Source organism: Ruegeria sp. BG5, from assembly GCF_056538425.1.
The window spans coordinates 879,683-900,404 of sequence record NZ_JBQFTC010000001.1; the positions used below are offsets into that span (position 1 = coordinate 879,683).

At 60.4% G+C, this 20,722-nt stretch carries 20 protein-coding genes; 6 read left to right on the top strand and 14 right to left on the bottom strand.

Features of this window, described 5'->3' with window-relative positions:
* Positions 1–4: 4 nt before the first annotated feature.
* The 13 genes from ACR0KX_RS04015 to ACR0KX_RS04075 form a co-directional block, all read right to left on the bottom strand.
* Positions 5–313, bottom strand: coding sequence for a Dabb family protein (locus tag ACR0KX_RS04015; RefSeq protein ID WP_170622621.1), 309 nt, complete (start codon positions 311–313; stop codon positions 5–7).
* Positions 310–1,902: a GMC family oxidoreductase N-terminal domain-containing protein gene (locus tag ACR0KX_RS04020; RefSeq protein ID WP_170622622.1), complete on the bottom strand. Its 1,593-nt coding sequence runs from the start codon at positions 1,900–1,902 to the stop codon at positions 310–312. Before ACR0KX_RS04020 ends, ACR0KX_RS04015 begins: the two co-directional genes overlap by 4 nt.
* Before the next feature lie 17 nt (positions 1,903–1,919).
* Positions 1,920–2,678: a 3-ketoacyl-ACP reductase gene (locus ACR0KX_RS04025; RefSeq protein WP_170622623.1), complete on the bottom strand. Its 759-nt coding sequence runs from the start codon at positions 2,676–2,678 to the stop codon at positions 1,920–1,922.
* A complete protein-coding gene (locus ACR0KX_RS04030; protein ID WP_170622624.1) occupies positions 2,675–4,165 on the bottom strand; it encodes a GMC family oxidoreductase in 1,491 nt (496 codons plus the stop codon). The genes ACR0KX_RS04025 and ACR0KX_RS04030 overlap by 4 nt, the downstream gene beginning before the upstream one ends.
* Positions 4,162–5,274, bottom strand: coding sequence for a sn-glycerol-3-phosphate ABC transporter ATP-binding protein UgpC (locus tag ACR0KX_RS04035; RefSeq protein WP_170622625.1), 1,113 nt, complete (start codon positions 5,272–5,274; stop codon positions 4,162–4,164). The genes ACR0KX_RS04030 and ACR0KX_RS04035 overlap by 4 nt, the downstream gene beginning before the upstream one ends.
* A gap of 6 nt (positions 5,275–5,280) precedes the next feature.
* Positions 5,281–6,162 carry a carbohydrate ABC transporter permease gene (locus ACR0KX_RS04040; protein ID WP_170622626.1) on the bottom strand — a complete coding sequence of 294 codons (882 nt, stop codon included), beginning with the start codon at positions 6,160–6,162 and terminating at the stop codon, positions 5,281–5,283.
* Positions 6,162–7,055, bottom strand: a complete 894-nt coding sequence (locus tag ACR0KX_RS04045; protein WP_170622627.1) for a carbohydrate ABC transporter permease — start codon at positions 7,053–7,055, stop codon at positions 6,162–6,164. The genes ACR0KX_RS04040 and ACR0KX_RS04045 overlap by 1 nt, the downstream gene beginning before the upstream one ends.
* 97 nt (positions 7,056–7,152) lie before the next feature.
* Entirely contained in the window at positions 7,153–8,403 is a 1,251-nt protein-coding gene (locus ACR0KX_RS04050; protein ID WP_170622628.1) for an ABC transporter substrate-binding protein, read from the bottom strand.
* A 52-nt stretch (positions 8,404–8,455) separates the two neighbouring features.
* Complete coding sequence (locus ACR0KX_RS04055; protein WP_170622629.1) at positions 8,456–9,979, bottom strand: aldehyde dehydrogenase family protein; 1,524 nt, start codon at positions 9,977–9,979, stop codon at positions 8,456–8,458.
* A gap of 5 nt (positions 9,980–9,984) precedes the next feature.
* Positions 9,985–10,752, bottom strand: a complete 768-nt coding sequence (locus tag ACR0KX_RS04060) for an enoyl-CoA hydratase/isomerase family protein (protein WP_170622630.1) — start codon at positions 10,750–10,752, stop codon at positions 9,985–9,987.
* Positions 10,749–12,320, bottom strand: coding sequence for a CoA-transferase (locus ACR0KX_RS04065; RefSeq protein WP_170622631.1), 1,572 nt, complete (start codon positions 12,318–12,320; stop codon positions 10,749–10,751). The genes ACR0KX_RS04060 and ACR0KX_RS04065 overlap by 4 nt, the downstream gene beginning before the upstream one ends.
* A complete protein-coding gene (locus ACR0KX_RS04070) occupies positions 12,320–13,321 on the bottom strand; it encodes a Gfo/Idh/MocA family protein (RefSeq protein WP_170622632.1) in 1,002 nt (333 codons plus the stop codon). The genes ACR0KX_RS04065 and ACR0KX_RS04070 overlap by 1 nt, the downstream gene beginning before the upstream one ends.
* A 139-nt stretch (positions 13,322–13,460) precedes the next feature.
* The gene (locus ACR0KX_RS04075; protein ID WP_170622681.1) at positions 13,461–14,576 is read right to left on the bottom strand and encodes an ROK family transcriptional regulator; all 1,116 of its coding nucleotides are present in this window, start codon (positions 14,574–14,576) and stop codon (positions 13,461–13,463) included.
* 256 nt (positions 14,577–14,832) lie between these two features.
* Between ACR0KX_RS04075 and ACR0KX_RS04080 the strand changes: the two genes are divergently transcribed.
* From ACR0KX_RS04080 to ACR0KX_RS04095, 4 genes are all read left to right on the top strand, one after another.
* A complete protein-coding gene (locus ACR0KX_RS04080) occupies positions 14,833–15,849 on the top strand; it encodes a sugar ABC transporter substrate-binding protein (RefSeq protein WP_170622633.1) in 1,017 nt (338 codons plus the stop codon).
* A 112-nt stretch (positions 15,850–15,961) separates the two neighbouring features.
* A complete protein-coding gene (locus ACR0KX_RS04085) occupies positions 15,962–17,035 on the top strand; it encodes an ABC transporter permease (protein WP_170622634.1) in 1,074 nt (357 codons plus the stop codon).
* Entirely contained in the window at positions 17,035–17,811 is a 777-nt protein-coding gene (locus tag ACR0KX_RS04090) for an ATP-binding cassette domain-containing protein (protein WP_170622682.1), read from the top strand. Before ACR0KX_RS04085 ends, ACR0KX_RS04090 begins: the two co-directional genes overlap by 1 nt.
* Positions 17,808–18,446: a nucleoside/nucleotide kinase family protein gene (locus ACR0KX_RS04095; RefSeq protein WP_480584000.1), complete on the top strand. Its 639-nt coding sequence runs from the start codon at positions 17,808–17,810 to the stop codon at positions 18,444–18,446. The genes ACR0KX_RS04090 and ACR0KX_RS04095 overlap by 4 nt, the downstream gene beginning before the upstream one ends.
* Before the next feature lie 12 nt (positions 18,447–18,458).
* On the opposite strand, the gene ACR0KX_RS04100 is transcribed toward ACR0KX_RS04095, so the two are convergent.
* Positions 18,459–19,244, bottom strand: a complete 786-nt coding sequence (locus ACR0KX_RS04100; RefSeq protein ID WP_480707916.1) for an ABC transporter permease subunit — start codon at positions 19,242–19,244, stop codon at positions 18,459–18,461.
* A 156-nt stretch (positions 19,245–19,400) separates the two neighbouring features.
* On the opposite strand from ACR0KX_RS04100, the gene ACR0KX_RS04105 reads away from it, so the two are divergent.
* Together ACR0KX_RS04105 and ACR0KX_RS04110 are read left to right on the top strand one after the other, a co-directional pair.
* Positions 19,401–19,910, top strand: a complete 510-nt coding sequence (locus tag ACR0KX_RS04105) for an MbcA/ParS/Xre antitoxin family protein (protein WP_170622635.1) — start codon at positions 19,401–19,403, stop codon at positions 19,908–19,910.
* Entirely contained in the window at positions 19,907–20,596 is a 690-nt protein-coding gene (locus ACR0KX_RS04110; protein ID WP_480583991.1) for an RES family NAD+ phosphorylase, read from the top strand. The genes ACR0KX_RS04105 and ACR0KX_RS04110 overlap by 4 nt, the downstream gene beginning before the upstream one ends.
* Positions 20,597–20,722: the final 126 nt, after the last annotated feature.

Below are 20,722 nucleotides of genomic sequence, written 5' to 3' on the forward strand. Positions count from 1 at the left end.
TGTCTCAGACCTCCAGATCCAGAACTAGAATGCCGTCGATTCCACCCACGGCGTTTGCGACCAGTTGCGCCCCGCACGCCTTGTGATCCTCGTTCGCCTGATAGGTCGCCAAAGCGTCCCAATCGTCGAAATCGATCACAAACCCATGCATATAGCCGCGTTCGATCTGTTCCGGGCTTTGGCTGCGGCCCCCGGTGAAGCCTTTGGCACCGGGCAGAGCTTCGGCCACCTTGGCCAGTCCATTGTAGATTTGGGCGACCGTCTCTTCGGTCACATCCGGGCGGAATTTCGTCAGAACGATATGACGGATCATTGCGTAAATCCTTGATCTTGCTTGATCATGTCGGCGGCTTTCTCGCCGATCATGATCGTGGGCGCGTTGGTGTTCGAAGAATTGACCGTTGGCATGATCGAGGCGTCGGCCACGCGCAGACCCTCGATCCCGTTGAAGCGCAGGCGCGGGTCCAGAACAGCCTCGGCATCATTGCCCATGCGGCAGGTGCCCGCGCAGTGGTGCGAGGTTTTGGAATGCACGCAGATGAAGTCGAAATACTCCTGCTCGGTCTTTACAGTCGGACCGGGCAGATGCTCCGCCAGAACATATGGTTTCAACGCATCCTGCGCGAGGATGTTCTGCACCAGTTTCAGACCCCGGATCGACATCTCTCGGTCATAGGGATCGGCCAGATAGTTCGGGTCGATCAAAGGCATCGCTGCCGGATCGGCGCTTTGCAACCGCACCGTCCCCCGAGATCGGGGCCGCAGGAAACAGGCGTTCAGGGTGACGCCGCCATTGGGCATCGCTTCGACCCCGGCCTCGATCCCGGTGCCCAGCCCCAAATGCATCTGAATGTCGGGCGAACGGGCGTCGGGGTCGGCGTACCAGAAGCCGCCGGTTTCAAACAGGCTGGACGCCACCGGCCCCTTGCGGGTGAGCAGATATTGTAGCCCGGCCCAAGCCGACAGGTGCAGCTTGGCGAAGCGGTCATAAGTGTGCGGGCCGGTGACCTCGCAAATCGAATAGAGATCGAGGTGGTCCTGCAGGTTCTCCCCAACCTGCGGCTGGTCATAGACCAGCTTGATCCCAAGGCTTTCCAGATGATCCGCCGGTCCGATCCCGGACAGTTGCAGCAGGCGGGGTGAGCCGATGGCACCGGAGGACAAAATCACCTCGCGCGCGGCAGAGATCTTTTCGCCGCTCATCATCTCAACGCCGGTTGCCCGTCCTTTCTCGACCGTGATCCGACGGACCTGAGCGTCCGTACGCACAGTCAGGTTCGGACGGTTCCGATTGGGTGCCAGAAACGCCATCGCCGCCGAGGACCGTCGCGCCTTGCGTTGGGTCAGCTGGTAATACCCGGCCCCGTCCTGTTTCGCACCATTCACATCCCGCGTTTCGGGGATGCCAACCTGCTCGGCGGCCCTGATATAGGCATCGCAGATCGGCAAAGGCGCGGCGGGCATCGACACGCCCAGCGGGCCGCCTTTGCCGTGGAACTCATTGTCGTAGCTGTCGTTGTCCTCGGACTTCTTAAAATAGGGCAGGACATCGTCATAGCCCCAGCCCTCGCATCCCATCTGCCGCCAGTCGTCATAATCCTGCGCAGCACCGCGTGTGTAGATCTGGGCATTGATTGCCGACCCGCCGCCGATCACCTTGGCCTGGGTGTAGTTGAACACCTTGTTTTGCATATGCTTCTGCGGCACCGTCGACCAGCCCCAGCTGCCAATGCCTTTGGTCATCTTGGCAAAGCCTGCGGGCAGGTGGAAAAACGGATGGCGATCCGAAGACCCGGCCTCAAGCAGCAATACCTTGGCCTCGGGTTCTTCGGACAGGCGCGCCGCAATGACCGAACCTGCCGAGCCGCCGCCGATCACGATGAAATCATATCCTTCAGACATCTTGTCCTCTGAGTTCCTTACAGGCGCGAGATCGAAAGCCCGCCATCCACGGGGATCGCGGCCCCGGTGGCGAATTGCATCTGGCCGTCCACGATGGGAACGATGACCGCGCCGATATCCTGCGGCTCACCCCACCGCGCGGCGGGGACCAACCCGCCTTCGATCCGGTCGGTGTATTTGTCACGCACACCAGCCGTCATTTCGGTGGCGATGATGCCGGGGCGCAGTTCGAAAACGCCGATCCCATGCGGGGCCATGCGCACCGCAAACAGCTGCGCCATCATCGCGGCGGCGGCCTTGGATACGCAGTATTCGGCGCGCTCGATAGACACCATCGTGGCGCTGACCGAGGTAACAAAGGTGATCGAGCGATAGCTGTCCTGAGGGTGCGCCAACATCCTTCGCGCGACCTCTTGCGCCAGAAAGAAGGCACCGCGAAGGTTGATGTTTTGCACGAAATCCCAGTTCTCGGGCGTAAGGTCCAGCATATCGCCCCGAACCGGCGCGCCGACGCCCGCGTTGTTGATCAGGGCGGTGATCGGTCCCAGCTGGGCCTCGACCTGATCCAGCAAGGCGGGCACGTGATCGATCTGGGACACATCATGCTGCACATAGATCGCGCCGGGTCCCAATTCGGACAAAGCGTTCCGGACCACTGGTTTGTCCGGGGCAGACCGTGACGCAAGCGCCACCTTGTACCCAGCCGCGATCAAGGCGCGCGAGATTCCAAGGCCGATGCCTTGCTGGCCCCCTGTGACCAAAGCAACTCCGGTCATGCTGCAAACTCCGTCTCTAAGATGTGGCGACCGGCGCGCAAGGCCAGTGCCGCGATGGTCAGGGCCGGATTGACCGCAGCCGAGGTCGGCAGGACCGAGGCGTCAACGATGAACAGGTTTCGGTGGTCATGGCTGCGGCAGAACGGGTCCACCACGCTGCTGGCTGGATCACGCCCCATCCGGGCTGTTCCGCATTGATGCGAGGGCGTGCGCCGGTCGAAGGGCCGCGACAGGACAATTGGAAACCCGGCCCGGCGCAGGTGCTGTTTCAGCTTGGCCACCAGTGCCTCATGCGCCTGCCAGTTCGAGCGTTTCCAGTCCAGCCGGATCTGATCACCTTCGACCGTTACCCGGCTGTCCGGATTGGGCAGGTCCTCGGACATCGCATAGAAATCAAAACTTCGGTTCGCGATCATTCCCGCGATTGGCCTCGGCAATCCGGTCTGGGACGCAAGGATTGGCCCCGTGATTTTGCCCAGCATCTGGATATTGCCCATCGGCGCGCCGCCCTGCCCGTCACCATTGTAATAGTCGTTGAACATCAGCGTCTTCTGATAGACCGCGCAGTTGCGGCGCAGCGGATGCAAAGCCAGAACCGCCGAGCAATTGTGGTTCATGAAATTGCGCCCAACCTGATCGGATCGGTTCGCCAATCCGGCGGGGCAATTGTCATTGGCGGATTTCAACAACAGCGCGGCGGACTGAACAGCCCCTGCAGATAACACGATCACCGGCGCGTGCAGGGTACCGTGCCCCTTGACCTCAACACCTGTGATGTGCCCGTCTTTGTCGCTCAGCAGTTTTTTGGCGGGTGCGTTCGTCAATAGTTCGACATTCTCGTGCTTCAGGGCATCCGCCAGAGCGCAGGTTTCCGCGTCCATTTTGCCACCGCAGGTGTTCGGAAACGCATCCCACGTGGTTTGCCCGGCCGAAAGCCAGCGGTCGATATCCACCCCCAAAGGGACAGATGCGGGCGACAGCCCCGCCCCGCGCAAACGCGCGCGCAGATCCGCGATGTCAGGCTCATCAGCTACAGGAGGATGCGGGTAAGCGCCGCTATGCGGCGGCTCGGTCGGGTCCTCATCGGCGGTTCCGCGCACCGCATAAAGCTGCTCCGCCGCCGTGTAGTCCGGTTCCAGATCTCTGTAACGGAGAGGCCAGCCAGGAGAGCGACCGCCCATATGCTGGCGCGGTTCAAAATCCTCGGCCCGGTAGCGGATCAGGGCGGCACCGTAGAATTTCGAGTTGCCGCCGACGCAGTAATAGTTGCCCGGACTGAAAGGCTGCCCTTCGCCGTCCAGCCAGGTTTCGTCGGGGCGGAAATGCCCATCCTCAAAGATCGCCTTGGTGTCCCGATCCACGGGCGAAGGGCGCAGATAGTCGCCGCGTTCAAGGATCAGAATGCGGCGGCCCGAGGGGGCCAGCGCTGCGGCCAGCGTTGCCCCTCCGACCCCCGATCCGATGATTATGACATCCGGGTTTGTCACGGAGTGATCCGCATCTCGCTTTCAGGGTCAAAGGCCACGGCCTTCTCCATATTGACGGCAAAGTCGAAATCCTGCCCCGGCGCGACCTCAGCGTCCGAGCGCATCCGCGCGATCACATCCCGGCCCCCCAGCTGCATCGACACAAACGTGTCCGAGCCTGCGGGTTCAGTGACAACAATCCGGTTGGTCATCTGCGCAATGTTCGAGGATTTGCGATCCGCGCCATCCATATCGGTGATGGTTTCGGGACGAATGCCCAACAGGATCTCACGCCCGTCCCATTCGGCCAGATTATCCTGACTGAATGGCAACTGCGCCATCGATCCGTCATGGGTGGCAACCTCGGCATGAGGACGACCGTTCAGCACGGTCACTTTCGCAGGCACCACGTTCATCGCGGGCGAGCCCATGAACGTTGCCACAAAGATATTGGCCGGGGTGTCATAGATTTCCTGCGGGGTTCCCAATTGCTGCACATAACCGCCATTCATCACCGCGATGCGGCTGGACAGGGTCATCGCCTCGATCTGGTCGTGGGTTACGTAAACGATGGTTGTGCCAAGATTCTGGTGCAGCTTCTTGATCTCGGTCCGCATATCGACACGCAGTTTGGCGTCGAGGTTTGACAGAGGCTCGTCAAACAGGAACACATCCGGTTCCCGCACCAATGCGCGGCCCATGGCGACCCGCTGACGCTGACCGCCAGACAATTGACCGGGCTTGCGGTCCAGCAACTGCTCGATCTGCAACAGCGTGGCGACCTCGTGCATCGCTTTGTCGCGTTCGGGCTTGGGGACGCCGTGCATCTCAAGCCCGAAGGTGATGTTCTGGCCCACGGTCATGTTGGGATAAAGCGCGTAGCTTTGGAACACCATGGCGATGTTGCGGTTCGACGGATGCACCCCGTTCATCACAGTGTCCTTGATACGAATTTCGCCGCTGGTAATGTCCTCAAGCCCCGCGATCATGTTCAGCAGGGTCGACTTGCCGCAGCCCGAGGGGCCCACCAGCACCAGAAATTCCCCCTCCTGCACCGAGATATCAACCTTGTGCAGCACCTCGACCGATCCGTAGGATTTGGTCGCGTTGTCTATGTCCAGAAAACCCATCAGGCCTTATCCTTTCACGGAACCCGCCATCAGGCCGCGGACAAAGTACCGTCCGGCCACGATATAGACGAGCAGAGTTGGCAGGGCCGCCAGAATGGCACCTGCGAAATGAACGTTGTATTCCTTCACGCCGGTTGACGACTGCACCAGATTGTTCAGTGCCACCGTCATCGGCTGGCTGTTGGCATCGGCAAACGACGCACCAAACAGGAAGTCGTTCCAGATGTTGGTAAACTGCCAGATGATCGACACCACCGCGATCGGCCCGGAACTGGGCAACAGGATGCGCCAGAAGATCTGGAAGAACCCCGCCCCGTCGATCTGCGCCGCCCGGATCAGCTCGGTCGGGAAGACCGCGTAGTAATTGCGGAAATACAGCGTGGTGAAACCGATCCCGTAGACCACGTGCACCAAGGCCAGACCCCAGGTGGTGCCCGCCAGACCCATCAGGCCCAGCATCCGCGCCATCGGGATCAGAACGATCTGGAACGGGATGAAGCAGGCAAACAGCATCAGACCGAACAGGATGGTGTCGTACTTAAAACGCCATTTGGTCAACACATAGCCGTTCAGCGCGCCAAGGATGGTCGAGACGATCACGGCCGGAACCACCATTTTGATCGAGTTCCAGAAGTAGGGCTTCAACCCGGTGGGATCGACACCGATCTGGGCCGAGGACCACGCTTTCAGCCAAGGCTCCAAGGTGAAGACCTGCGGCAGGTTCATCATGCCGCCGCCGGTGATCTCTTCCAATGGTTTTACCGAGTTCACCAGCATCACATAGAGCGGTAGAAGGTAGAACAGCGAGAAGAGGATCAGCACCACATAGATCAGTGTGCGCGTGACCCGACCGGTGCGAATTGCGGTATCCTGAGTTGCCTGGGACATCAGCGTTTCTCCCGCAATTCAGCATAAAGATAAGGGATCATGATTGCCGCGATGGTCATCAGCATGATCGTGGCCGAGGCCGCGCCGATCCCCATCTGGTTTCGGGTGAACGTGTAGGAATACATGAAGGTCGCGGGCAACTCGGTCGCGCGTCCCGGTCCGCCGCCGGTCAATGCAATCACAAGGTCAAACGTCTTGATAGCAAGGTGGCTGAGGATCACGAAGGCCGACAGGAATGCCGGGCGCAGTTGCGGGATAATGATCCGGCGGTAGAGGTTCCAGTTCGAGGCCCCATCCATCTGTGCCGCGCGCAGGATTTCGTTGTCGATGCCGCGCAGGCCGGCCAGAAACATGGCCATCACAAAGCCGCTGGTCTGCCAGACGGCGGCCAGAACAACCGTATAGATCGCGTAGTCTCGGTTTTTGATCCAGTCGAACTCGAAACTGGTCCAACCCCATGTGTGCATGACGTTTTCCAGCCCGATACCGGGGTCCAGAAACCATTTCCACGCGGTGCCGGTGACGATGAAACTCAGCGCCATGGGATAGAGGTAGATCGGGCGCAATAGCCCTTCGCCGCGAATTTTCTGGTCGAGGAAGATCGCCAGACCCAAGCCGATACAGGTGCAGATCACGATGTACAGGCTCGCGAAGATCCCCATGTTGATCAGGGACGTTTCCCAATGGCTCAGGCGCCAAAGCTTGTCGTAGTTTTCCCATCCGACCCATCCAAAGGTCGGCAGGATGCGGCTGTCGGTAAAGGACAGGTAGACCGAGAACAGAATGAACCCGTAAACAAAGACCAGCATCATCGCCAGCGACGGTGACAGGACCAGTTTCGGGATCCAGTTCTGAAGGCGTGTCTTGAAATCCGCGTCGGCTGAAGTTGCCATGGCGCGCCCTCCTTCAAGTCGGGGGTGTCTAAGGCGCGGGATGTGCCCGCTGGTGACAGGGCGGCGCGTTTGCCGCCCCGTCGGGAGGATCAGGTGATCACTTGGCGATGGAAACGGCGTCGACCAGTTCGACCACAGCGGTTTCGCTGTCGTACTCACCGTTGAAATGCGCCGTCACGACGTCATAGACCGCGTTCTTGACCGAGGCAGGGGCTGCGTGACCATGGGCCATCGATCCGAACAGGTTGCCCGAGGATGCAGCCGCCGCCAGATCCTTCATGCCCTGCTTGCCGCAGTCATCAAAGTCGGCGTCGCTGACATCGGTCCGCGCGGGAACCGAGCCCTTCACCACGTTGAACGCCGACTGGAACGACGGTGACAGGATCGCGCTGGCCAGCGCCGCCTGTTCTGCCGAAACGGAACCGCCCTGATCGAACATCATGAACTGGTCCGCGTTGAAGGTGACCTGATCAGCCGTGCCGGGGAAGCGGAAGCACAGGAAGTCCTGACCGGGCACCTTACCCGCATTCAGAAACTCACCCTTGGCCCAGTCGCCCATCATCTGGAAACCGGCCTCGCCATTGATGACCATTGCAGTCGCCAGGTTCCAGTCCCGGCCCGAGAAGTTCTCATCCACATTTTCGCGGATAAAGGCCATGCGGTCGAACGCCTCTTTCATGGCGTCACCACCCAGGGCTTCTTCATCCAGATCGATGAAAGCGGCTTTGTAGCCATCCGGCCCCAATGTCGACATGGCCACAGCGTCGAAAATAGTGGCGTCCTGCCAGGCCTGACCACCATGGGCAATCGGGGTCACTCCGGCGGCTTTCAGCGCCTCAACAGCGGCGACAAATTCTTCCCAGTTGGTGGGCTGAGCGATCCCGTTTGCATCCAGAACCGCCTTGTTGGCCCAGACCCAGTTGGTTGAATGCACGTTTACCGGGGCCGAGACCCACTTGCCGTCATGCTTGGCGAAGGCCTTCAGCGCGTCCGGTACAACATCGTCCCAACCTTCCTGCGCGGCCACTTCGTTCAGATCGGCCAAAGCACCTTGCGCGGCCCAGTCCTGAATGTCGAAGCCCAGACCCTGAACCGCCGTTGGCGCGTTGCCTGCTGTCACACGGGCGCGCAGAACGGTCATCGCCTGCTCACCGCCGCCACCGGCAACCGGCATGTCGGTCCAGCCGACGCCCTGACCGGACAGGTCATCTTTCAGAACGTTCAACGCGGCGGCCTCGCCACCCGAGGTCCACCAGTGCAGCACCTCGACCTCTTCCGCCTGCGCCAAGCTGGTCGTACACAGCAACCCGGCCACAATCAGAGATCTCGTCTTCAACAGATTACGCATTTTGTTTCCTCCCTTAATGCGATCTTGGTTCCGGCGGTTCGCTTCCCGCCGGTCAGTCTTGCGGCACCCAGGGCGCACGGCTGTTGCCGATGCGCATGACCACCGATTTAACCTCGAAAAATTCCTCGAACCCGTAGCGTCCGATTTCCCGCCCCTGCCCGGATTGTTTGACGCCCCCAAAGGCCACTTCGGGGAACCCGTCCATCCAGGTGTTGGTCCAGACCGTTCCCGCTTCGGCGCGTCGGGCGAATTCCAGGCAGGTGTGAACGTCGTCACTCCAGACCCCGGCGGACAGACCGTAAGCGCTATCATTGGTCAGGGCGATGGCCTCGTCCAGTGTTTTGAAGGTCAGAACCGACAAAACCGGGCCGAATACCTCATCCCGTGCAATGGGCATGTCGGGCTGAACATCTGTCACAACGGTTGGCTGGTAGAACTGATCGCCCAACCCGTCGACGGACAGGCGGTCCCCACCAAGGGCAATGGTCGCGCCTGCATCCTGCGCCTGTTTCACATAGGCATCGATCTTGGCGTTGTGCTCGGCTGTAACGATGGCCCCGACCTGGGTGCTGGGGTCCAGCGGGTCGCCGAACTTCACCTTGCGGGACAGCTCGACAACCTTGGTCGAAAACGCCTCGGCAATATCTTCATGCACGATGATGCGGCTGCTGGAGTTGCAGCACTGGCCGACGTTGAAATAGACGCCAAACACCACCGCGTCTGCGGCCGCATTCAGATTGGCGTCGGGGAAGATCACCTGTGGGTTCTTGCCGCCCAGTTCCAGCGCAACCTTCTTGAGCGTATCCGATGCCGTCTTGCTGATGGTTTTGCCCACGGCAGTCGAGCCCGTGAAGCTTACCATATCCACGTCTTCATGGGCAGAGAGCGTGCCGCCAACCGGCACGCCATAGCCCAGTACCATGTTGCACACCCCTGCGGGCAGCCCGGCCTCGATCAACAGCTCGCCCAGCATGATGGTGGTCGATGGTGTCATTTCAGAGGGCTTCACAACCACCGTGCAGCCTGCGGCCAGCGCAAAGGGCAGTTTCTGGCTGAGGATCCAGAACGGGAAATTCCACGGGGTGATGATCGAGACAACGCCAATGGGCTCTTTCAGAACCACACCCATCATATCTGCGCCCAGCGTGTTGTGGCTGTCGCCATGGGTGCTGCGGGCCAAAGACGCTGCATAGCGCCACAGATCGGCGGCGCCCCCAACCTCACCCTTGGACTGGCTGATCGGCTTGCCGCTTTCCAGTGTTTCGATCAGGGCAATTCGGTCGACGTTCTGCTCGATCAGATCCGCAACTTTCAGCAACACGGCCGCGCGGTCTTTGCCCGACGCGCGGCTCCAGACGCCGCTGTCAAATGCGTTGCGAGCGGCGGCGATGGCGGCCTTGGTTTCGGCCTCACCACCAAGGGCTGACCGGCTGACGACATGCCCGTGCGAGGGCGAGCGACGCTCGAACGTCTCAGCTGACGCGCTGCTTTGCCATGCGCCATTGATCAGATGGCGGCCTTCGAACATTTCGGGCAGCGCGAACGGGATCGCAGGGTTGATCGTGAGGTCTTTCATATGCGTCAAAGCCCTGAAAACTGGGGGTTACGTTTTTCCATGAAGGCCGCGACGCCTTCGTCCCGATCGGCTGAGGCCGCCGCCGCAGCGCTGCCAAGCGCCTCGATCGCGGCTGCTGAATCTTCGCCGACCGCCGCGTGAATCATGTTCTTGGCAATCTCGGTGGCGCGCGGGGACAGAGCCTGCGCCTCGGTGGCGATCTCAAGCGCGCGGGTCAGGACATCGTCGGCCACTTCGGCGGCATAGCCCAGGGCAACCGCGCGGTCTGCGCCAATACGGCGACCGAACAAAGCCATTTCCTTGACCGCCCCTTCAGGGATCAGCCGCGCCACGCGCTGTGTGCCGGACCAACCCGGAACAATCCCGATCCGCGCCTCGGGCAAGGCCAGAGTTGCGCGAGGGGCCATCAGCCGCAGGTCGCAACAACTGGCCAATTCCAGCCCGCCGCCAAAGGCATGGCCGTTGATCGCGGCAATTGTTGGTTTGCCCAGCCGTGCCAGGCGGTCGAAAATCCGGTGCCCGTCCCGCACCCAATGGCGGGCAAACTCTGCCGGGCTAAGCCCCCCCCAGGCACCAATATCCGCGCCACAGCAAAACGCCTTTTCCCCGGCCCCGGTCAGAACCAGAGACCGGATCGCGCTGTCCCGCTCGACCTGCTGCACATGCGCCTCAAGCGCATCCAGCATGTCGATGGTCAGCGCATTCAGCTTGGACGGATTGTTCAGCGTCAGGACAGCCGTCGCCCCGTCGATATGATAGCCAATCCTGCTCAAACCGTGATCCCCATTGGGCCTTCGGCGAACAGGGATTTCGGCATAAGGATTGCGTTTTCCGCAACCTGCACGCGGCCTTCTGACGCTGCCACAATGTCCTGCTGCGCGTTGATGCCCGGCATGATCTCGGTCGCGACCAGCCCCTGATCGGTCAGGCGGATGACACAGCGCTCGGTCACGTAGATCACATCCTGCCCAAGCTCGCGCGCCCGGCGGCCCGAGAAGGTGACGTGTTCCACCTGATCCACCATCTTGGTGAACTTGCCGGGGGCCGCGACGCTGATCCCGTCCGAACCCAGATCGATCTTGGCACCAGCCTCGAACCAGCCCGAAAACACGATCTTTTTCGCGCCTGCGGTGATATCGACAAACCCACCGCACCCTGCGGTCAGATACGGCTTCTTGCCCAGTTTCGAGACATTCACGTTGCCGTCCACGTCAACCTCAAGGAAGGACAGGAAGGACATATCGAACCCGCCGCCCTGAAAGTAGATGAACTGCTGCGGTGAGGGCACGTAGGCATGCGCATTGGATGCACAACCAAAGGCGAAACCGGTCAGCGGAACACCCCCGACGGCCCCTTGTTCGATGGCCCATGTGACGGCCTTGGGATGCCCTTCCTCCAGCAGAATGCGGGGCACCATGGCGCTGATACCAAAGCCCAGATTTGCGCTCATCCCCGCGCGCAACTCCATCGCAGACCGGCGCGCGATTACCTTCTCAACCCCGTGTTCGGCCAATGAGAAACTGTTCCATGGGCGCATGATCTGGCCCGAGATGGCGGGGTCATAGGGCGTTTCAGTGGTCTGTTTCTGATCCGGGTCCTCGACGATCAAGTCGACCAGATGGCCCGGCACGCGTACATCATGCGGACGCAGGCTGCCCTCGGCAGTCACCCGCTGCACCTGAGCGATCACCAGACCGCCATGGTTGCGCACGCAGATGGCCTGTTCCAGCCCGCCCAGATAAGCCCCTTCATGCTCATAAGTCAGGTTGCCGAATTCATCCGCCGTGGTGGCGCGCAGGATGCAGACATTTGGGATGATGTTGGGGAAGTGCAGCCAGGTCTGGCCGCCAAACTCGGCGCGCGCGACGATGGGCGAAGCGGCCCCGCGCGCATTCATCGCGCAACCCTCGCGGATCGGGTCCACGAACGTATCCAGCCCGACCTGAGTCAGAACGCCCGGACGCCGGGCCGCAGCCTCGCGGTGCATGTCGAACATGATCCCCGAGGGCACGTTATACGCAGCCACGCGGTCTTCGACGATCATTTTCCAGATCTCGGGCATTTCAAAGCTGGACGGACCCGAGGGGTATGATCCGGCCAGCACACGGGTCAGCAATCCGTCCTGCGCCAGATATTCCATGCCCTTGACGCCATACATATCCCCCGCCGCAATCGGGTGCATCGTTGTGATATTGCGTGGATGTCCCTCGGCCCGAAACCTCTCACCCATGGCTTTCAGAACCAGATCGGGGCACCCCAAAGCTGACGAGGATGAGACGGTGACAATCGCCTCATCCGGGATGCGGGATACGGCGTCGGATGCAGAAACAAGCTTGGTCATCAGAAGCCACCATAGTTGACGTCAACGCGCTGACCGGTTGCTGCCGCTTCGCGCACGCTCAGCGCGACGGACAGGGATTTGACCCCGTCCGGGCCATCGGCGGCGGGGCGTCCTTGCCCGGCTGCGGCGGCGACGAAGTCCGAGACGCCCTGCACGTAAAGATCATGGTTGGAATAGGGGATCGCTTCGCTACCGGCTTCGGTAACAAGGGTGATGTCACCCACCGGCTGCTGGGTCATGATACCCTTGGCAAAGATCGACCCTTGGGTGCCGTGCACCTCAAGACCCGAGCCCGCATAGGGATGGGTGAAGCTTTCATGGGTCATCACCATCGCGCCCGAGGGCATGGTCCAGACCGACATGCAGGAATCCTCGACCCCCTGCCCCATGCCGGAACTGGTCATTTGCGCCACAACGCTTGCGGGATCTTCCTGTAGCAGGAACCGGGTGACGTCCGCATCATGCACGACGATGTCGGGGATCACGCCGCCACCGGCGCCCGCGTCATTGATCCGCCAGCCCTGCAAGTGGCCCGGCAGGTGAACCGCGTGATGAATGCGCAGCGACAGCACCTTGCCGACGCGCCCGGCGGCGATGAGGTCCCGGATCGCGCGATGGGTGCCCGAGCAGCGCAGGTGATGGTTCGTGCCAAAGGTGACGCCTGCGGCTTCGGCGGCCCGCACCATCTCGACCGCTTCGCCCTGCGTCATGCCCAAGGGCTTTTCACACAGAACATGCTTGCCCGCTGCGATCGCCGCCAAAGCCTGCGCGTGATGCTTTTCATTGGTCGAGGAAATGTAGACCGCCTGAACATCCGAACCCGCCAGCGCCGTGGCTAGATCGGTGGTGGCGTTTGCAATGCCGTGGTCATCCGCCCAGATTTGCACCCGGTCAGGTGAGGTGCTGACAATCCAGGTCACCTCGTTGCCCGGCTGCTTGCGCACCGCGTTCAGCATATGTTGCGCGGCAATTGTGCTGGCCCCGACGAATACCCAGTTCATAGTAGATTCCCAAATTGGAACGTTCCAGAGATGTGTAGTGGAACGTTCCAATAACTTCAAGAGGAATCATTTGCCCCTGTCCGAACCCGCGCGCAGGTACTCATGATGCTGACGATAAAATGTAGAAAACCCGAGGGGTTTACGCTTCGACCAGATACCGTTCGGACAATGGCAGGCTGGCCGCGCCCAGCGATCTGGCGCTTGGGCCAACAGACCCGGCCGCGATCAGAGGTCTCTCAAGCCCAGTCAGGTTGAGCTGTGACATCTGTGATTCGACCTCGGCAATCAGCCGTGCCTTGATGTCCTCGGGCAGCCAGCCGTCGATCTTGACGCATTCAAAATCGATCAGGCTGCAGGATGAGACAATCGCACAGGCCAGTCCGAACCCGGCCTGTTGCAGCCAATTGTCCAACTCGACTTGTGGGATATGCCACTGATCGGTTTCCTCCCACATCAAGCCGTCGGTTGCGGTGACGGCACGTTCCAGGGTGTAGAGGCTGGCCACGTCGATCAACGGCTTCACAACGCCTGTTTCTATAGGAACGGGCATGGGCCCAAGCGCCCCTGCATTTCCCCGACCCGCATAGATCGAACCATTCAGGACAACGCCGCCGCCGATGAAATAGCCAACATAGAAATACAGGAAATCGCGCGGCCCGTCGGCGGGGCCAAAAACCAGTTCCGCACCGCAGGCCGCTGTTGCGTCATTCTGCAAAAAGACGGGAAAGTCATAGGCTTCGGCCAAATCCGCCTGAATGTCTGCCGTACGCCATGGGTCCATCTTTTTCTGCGCCACCTGAAGGGTTTGTGCCCAGTCCCACAAATAGAAAGGCATGGCGATCCCAAGGCCCGCGACGCGGGGTCGGGCCTCGGGCGACAGGTCAGAGATCATCCGATCCAGCGCCTGTTTGGCAAATTTCAGTGTCGCGTCCGGTCGCGGGTAGTCGTACGTCTGACTTTCGTGCTTTCGCACGCGCCCAAGAAAGTCGGTCAGAACCAATTCGGCGCTGCGACGACCTATTTTCAAACCGAAAAACAACGCCCCATCCGGGTTAAGTCGCATCGGGATCGAGGGTTGCCCGACCTTGCCCCGCACAGGCTCGCCCCGCAGCAGCAGACCATCCTTTTCCAGCTGCCGCATGATGACCGACACGGTCTGCGCAGACAGACCCGTCATCCGCGCGATTTCGGACTTGGCCAGCGCCTCATGTCTGCGGACCAGAGACAGGACCAGACGCTCATTCCGAGCGCGCATTCCGCTTTGGTTGGTCCCTTTGACCTCGGAAACCCGTTCTGACGGCGTGTTTTCCTGTGGCACTTCAACAGACACGTCTGACCCTCCCCTGTTCAAACCATGAGAAACCGGCGTCTTTCTGTCAATAATAAATAAGAGTGATTTATTTATTGACTCATTTTGAGATTCTTGTGATGGTTTTGCTGTGGGGTCGGGCCATTGCTGCCCGATCACCCATATGCCGGCACCGGCATGGGAGAAATTGGGAGGAGAACTTATGAAACTTGCGACTTTCGCAGGCGCGACAGCTTTGGCCCTGACGGTCACAGCAGGCAGCGCGTTTGCCGACACCACTGTTTGTTTGATCACCAAGACCGACACCAACCCCTTCTTCGTCAAGATGAAGGAAGGTGCGACCGCCAAGGCGGAAGAGCTGGGCATGACCCTGAAGGCCTTCGCGGGCAAGGTCGATGGCGACCACGAAACCCAAGTTCAGGCGATTGAGACCTGCATTCTGGACGGCGCAAAAGGCATTCTGCTGACCGCCTCTGACACCTCATCCATCGTACCTGCCGTGCAGCAGGCACGGGATGCGGGCGTGTTGGTGATTGCGCTTGATACGCCGCTGGAGCCGATTGAGTCGGCGGATGCGACCTTTGCTACCGACAACTTCCTGGCCGGGCTGCTGATTGGCCAATGGGCCAAGGCGACGCTGGGCGATGCGGCCAATGACGCAAAGATTGCCACGCTGGATCTGGCTGTCAGCCAGCCCACCGTGGACGTTCTGCGCAATCAGGGTTTCCTGCAGGGCTTTGGCGTCGATCTGGCGGACCCCAACGTGATCGGAGACGAGGATGACCCCCGCCTTGTCGGCAGTGACGTCACCGCCGGGAACGAAGAAGGCGGTCGCCGCGCGATGGAGAATCTGCTGGCCAAGGACCCGACGATCAACGTTGTGCATACCATCAACGAACCGGCTGCTGCGGGTGCGTACGAAGCGCTCAAGGCGATTGGACGCGAAAATGACGTGCTGATCGTGTCGGTCGATGGCGGCTGCCCCGGCGTGCAGAACGTGGCCGATGGCGTGATCGGCGCGACCTCGCAGCAATATCCGCTGCTGATGGCCTCGCTGGGTGTCGAAGCGGTCAAGAAATGGGCCGATGAGGGTGTGAAGCCCGAAAACACGCCCGGCAAGGACTTCTTTGACACTGGCGTTGCGCTTGTCACCGACAAGGCCGCCGATGGGGTCGAGTCGATCTCGGTCGATGAAGGCATGAACCTCTGCTGGGGTTAATCTGACGACGCAGGAGGCGGCACTGCGGCCTCCTGCCATCCAATCACACCTTTACCCGAAAACTTGCTAAAATGGTCCGCAGACGGGCTCTTGACGCTTGGGGGAACCTTTTATGTCCGATACGTCACGACAACCTGATGATTTCGAGGCCGCCGCGCAGGGCAGCCCGGAACAGGTCGCAGAGTTTGAAGATCATCACCGGGGATTTGTGGGAACGGTTCAGCATTTCCTGCATGTGAACCCCTCGCTTGTTCCGCTGATCGTTCTTGTTGCCGCCATTGTCATCTTTGGCGTTTTGCTGGGGTCGAAGTTTTTCTCGCCCTTTGCGCTGACACTGATCCTGCAACAGGTGCAGATCGTCGGTATCGTCGCAGCAGCACAGAGCCTTGTGATCCTGACCGCAGGCATCGACCTGAGCGTGGGTGCGATCATGGTGATGTCGTCAGTGGTGATGGGGCAATTCACCTTTCGCTACGGCCTGCCGCCAACGGTCGCGATCATCTGCGGGCTGGCTGTCGGGACAGCCATTGGCGCGATCAACGGATATTTGGTCAGCCGGGTCAAATTGCCCCCGTTCATTGTAACGCTGGGCATGTGGCAGATCGTTCTGGCCGCCAACTTCCTGTATTCGCAAAACGAAACGATCCGCTCGCAAGACATCGAAACAAACGCCCCGATCCTGCAAGTGTTTGGCGCGAAATTTAACGTGGGCGGGGCCGTTTTCACGGTTGGCGTCATCTTCATGTTGGTGCTGATATTGGTGCTGGCTTACGCGTTGCGGCACACGGCCTGGGGGCGGCATGTCTATGCTGTGGGCGATGATCCCGAAGCCGCCGAACTGTCGGGTGTAAACGTGCACCGCACACTGATGTCGGTCTATATGCTGTCCGGTCTGATCTGCGCCTTTGCGGGCTGGGCCCTGATCGGTCGCATCGGATCGGTGTCACCGACTTCGGGGCAACTGGCCAATATCGAAAGCATTACGGCGGTTGTGATTGGCGGGATTTCTTTGTTCGGCGGGCGCGGCTCGATACTGGGCTCGCTGTTCGGAGCGCTTATTGTCGGGGTGTTCACACTGGGTCTGCGCCTGCTTGGGGCGGATGCGCAATGGACCTTCCTGCTGATCGGTATCCTCATCATTGCAGCGGTCGCGGTCGACCAATGGATCAGAAAGGTATCAGCCTGATGGAACCCATTCTCAAAGGACGCAACCTTGTCAAACGCTACGGCAAGGTCACCGCACTGGACTATTGTGACTTTGACCTGATGCCGGGCGAAATTCTGGCGGTGATCGGGGACAATGGCGCAGGCAAATCTACGCTGATCAAGGCGGTTTCAGGCGCGGTCACGCCGGATGAAGGCGACGTCTGGCTGGATGGGCAGAAGGTGCAGTTCCATTCGCCCATCGACGCGCGGGAAGCCGGGATCGAGACCGTTTACCAGACCCTGGCCATGTCCCCTGCCCTGTCGATTGCCGATAACATGTTCATGGGGCGCGAGATCCGCCGGAGCGGCCCGTTAGGGTCATGGTTCCGAATGCTCGACCGTCCCGCGATGGAGAAATTCGCGCGCGACAAGCTGAGCGAATTGGGCCTTATGACCATCCAGAACATCAATCAGGCGGTTGAAACACTGTCCGGTGGTCAGCGTCAGGGCGTCGCTGTGGCGCGGGCGGCGGCCTTCGGGTCGAAGGTCATCATCCTTGACGAGCCCACAGCGGCGCTTGGCGTCAAGGAAAGCCGCCGGGTGCTGGAACTGATCCAGGACGTGAAATCGCGCGGCATTCCGATAATCCTGATCAGCCACAACATGCCCCATGTGTTCGAGGTCGCCGACCGTATTCACGTGCATCGTCTGGGCAAACGCTTGTGTGTGATCGACCCCAAAGACCATTCGATGTCCGACGCGGTGGCCTTTATGACCGGCGCGATGGACCCCCCCGGTGAAGGCAAGGCGGCGTGACGGCGGAAGGATCGACAGCCCCTGACCTCGCCCAGCAGATTGCCGAGGCGGTTCGGGCGCTGCCTGACCAGAAAACGCGGAACCTTGTGGCGATTGCAGGCCCTCCGGGCGCCGGGAAAACGACCATCGCGGCGTTGGCGCGGGACATGTTACAGCGGCAGGGGATCGCCACCGGCTTGGTCTCGATGGACGGGTTTCACTATGACAACGCCATCCTGATCAAGCGCGGTTTGCTGGAGCGCAAAGGCGCGCCGGAAACCTTCGACATCGCCGGGTTTCAGGCCATTCTGCACCGCCTGTTGACCGAAGATGAGGTCGCCGTTCCCGAATTTGACCGCGAGATTGACAAGGCCATCGCCGCGCGTGGACTGGTCGCGCCCGAGCAAAAGCTTGTTCTGGTCGAGGGCAATTACCTGCTGTTGGAAGAAGCTGGCTGGGCAAACCTTGCCCAGATATGGGCGCTCAGCGTCTTTCTGGATGTTGATCTGCCCACGCTGGAGGACAGGCTGACCGCGCGTTGGCTGGATCACGGCCTGCCCCCTGACGCGGCCCATGCCCGCGCACTGGCGAATGATATTCCGAACGCGAAACGGATTCTCTCCAACTCGCGGCCTGCGGATATAGTTCTGCGTTAGAGCCGGCTGACGTCAGTGTATCCCAGCCGTCAGTGTCCGCACCAACTGGCGTTGCACCAGCAACAAAATAACGGCGGGTGGCAACAGGGCCATCAACGCCAGCGCCATCCCCGCCGGATCCCCGATCCCGGCATAGACCATCCCGCTGACCAGCGTGCTATGGGTCAGGCTGGTCGTGGTGATGATGACCGGCCAGGCATATTGGTTCCAGCCGAACACGAACAGGATCGCAAACAGCGCGGCCATCATTGGCAGGGACAGGGGCAGGATCGTATCGAAGAAAAACCGCATCGGTCCGGCACCGTCCATTCTGGCGGCCTCCATCAGCTCAACCGGGATTTGCCGCAGGAACTGGTTCAGCACCAGAACGCCCAGCCCGCTGGCCGAAACGGGCAGGATCATCCCGGTGTAAGAGTTCAGAAGCCCCAGATCGCTGGTCACGGCGAAGGTGGGCAGCATCCGGCTTTCGATGGGAAAGAACATGGCCAGCAGGATCGCTGCAAAGATCAGGTTACTGTAACACAGGCGAAAATAGACCAGCGCATAGGCGGCCAGCATTGACACAGAGCATTTCAGGGCTGCCACGCCAACAGCCAGAACCAGCGAGTTCCACATCATCGCCCCGGCACTGATGCTGTTGCTGCTGACCCCGTTTTCCCAAAGGTTCCGGAACAGTGGCCACAGATTGCCGACGCCGACACCGGCCACAAGTTGCCAGCCCAAAACGGCAATCGGCCCGGTCATGACGACCGCTCCGACAATCAGGATCACATGGTCCAGTATGTTGGTTTTGCGCAATTTTTGTCCAACGCGCCGTTTTGGGTTCCTTCAGCCTGACCGGGATAGGCAAACTGCGCGGTTCGGTCAACGCGCGGAATTGCCCGGGCAGAGTTGAATCACGGGCACTTTGTCTATATATAGACATTAAATCTGTTTTCGGACAATGAGGACGCCATGGAAATCGCAACCCTGCCGCAAGAGGCCAACGCCGCCCCGTTGCTTGTCCCGGTTGAAGCCGCAGATCGCGCGCGGCTCAGCGGGCCGGGGTTGCGCACGTTTCGCAATATCGCGCAAGGCTGGGGGCTGAGCGAGGCGCAGCGCATTGCAACACTGGGGCATCCCGGTCGATCGACCTATCACGCCTGGATCAGGAAGGCGGTTGATCGCAAGCCGATCTCGTTGCCCTTTGACACATTGGTGCGCATCTCGGCCATTCTGGGTATCCACAAGGCTCTGTCGATCCTGTTTCTGGATCAGGATCAGGCGGTGAAATGGTTGACCAGCCCGCATAAGGGCACGGTCTTTGCAGGGTCGCCCCCGTTGCATCTGATCGTGACAGGTGGGCAGGACGGCATGATGACCGTGCGCCGCTATCTGGATGCCTGGCGCGGTGGTGACATGGGTCAGGGCGCGCCCGAGGGCAGTTTCGAACCGGTAACCGAAGACGACGTGGTCTTTTTGTGAGCTGGGATCTGACCGGGTACACCCGTGCCCGAGCCACATCTTCAACCTGCCGTATCATCCCGTCACGCTTCCCGCCTGTGTCCGCATTCGAAGATGTGGCCAGCGCCGACGATCTGGCAGACGTCTTTGAACTGGAAGGCTGGACCAATGACCGGCTGGTGGCCACGCGCTTGTCCCGGCTGGATCGGGCGCAATGGGTCTATGGCCGACCCAATGCCAGCATTGTCATGTCCTCGTTTCTGCACGGGTCGGTCACGGGGATGCGTTTCACCTCATCCCTGTTGGGCGCGTGGTACGCGGCCAGCGATCTCATGACCTCGGTGCTTGAAGTCGCCAATGGGCTGCGCAAGGAAATTTCACTCTCGGGTCTGACGCACAAACGCGAGGCCTATCGCGAATACGAGGCACGGCTGGTCGGCGATTTTGTCGATGTCTTTGGCAAACACCCCGAGTTTCATGACCCCGACGATACAAGCTATCCCGTTCCCCAACGCTTTGGCGAACATGTGCGACACGCGGGCCCTGGTTTGGGTCTGGTTGGCATTCGCTATGAAAGCGTTCGCAGGCCGGGACATGAAAACTGGGTCTGCTTTGACCCGCCATCGGTGCAAGATGTTGTTCAGGCCCGCCATTTCGAGATCGACATACGCCCGACGGGCAAAGTGACGGTCGAGGAATTGACGTAACCGCAGGGACATCAAAACCCTGCATTTCCCTGAAAAAGCCGATAACCCCGACGAAAATTCTGTTTACTGACCGCCACGTCCCGTGCACATTCGAGGCATGCCTTATTTCGAGCGAAAACCCTACGC